The sequence below is a fragment of the Desulfofundulus thermobenzoicus genome (assembly GCF_009428905.1).
Classification (GTDB): Bacteria; Bacillota; Desulfotomaculia; order Desulfotomaculales; family Desulfovirgulaceae; genus Desulfofundulus_A; species Desulfofundulus_A thermobenzoicus.
In genome coordinates, this window is record NZ_WHYR01000206.1 from 1 (window position 1) to 437 (window position 437).

The following is a 437-nucleotide window of genomic DNA, read 5'->3' on the forward strand; positions in this document are numbered from 1 at the left end:
AATGGTTTCTTGATCATAATCTCCTTGCACAAGACGTACACATTTGCCATTTCTCATATCAATCGCTGGATATAATGTAAACTCACTCATTTGTTCACCCTCTGTTCGTTTGCTAATTGAATAAATTGTTTGAGCAGCGCCATTCCCGTTGTACTGCTTTTTTCAGGGTGAAACTGTGCTCCAAGCACATTTCCCTTGCCAACAACAGCTGGTACTTGAACACCATAGTCCGCGCTTGCTAATTGCTCATCTGGATTCATATCACTCACATAATAAGAGTGAACAAAGTACGCAAATCCTTCTGGCACACCGTCAAACAATGGGGCGGGCTGATGAAACGTGAGCTCATTCCACCCCATATGAGGTACCTTTAGCCTTTGCCCGTCCTGATCACGATCCTTTAAAAGAACGACACGCCCTTTTAACGGACCCAATCC

At 44.2% G+C, this 437-nt stretch carries 2 protein-coding genes; both read right to left on the bottom strand.

Annotated features, from left to right (window positions below; genetic code table 11):
* Positions 1 to 90, bottom strand: a 90-nt coding sequence (locus GFC01_RS20295) for a HisA/HisF-related TIM barrel protein (RefSeq protein ID WP_423244421.1), incomplete at its 3' end; no start/stop codon positions are given.
* On the bottom strand, positions 87 to 437 hold a 351-nt coding region (hisH, locus tag GFC01_RS18260; protein ID WP_152948519.1), incomplete at its 5' end, for an imidazole glycerol phosphate synthase subunit HisH. The genes GFC01_RS20295 and hisH, both read right to left, overlap by 4 nt.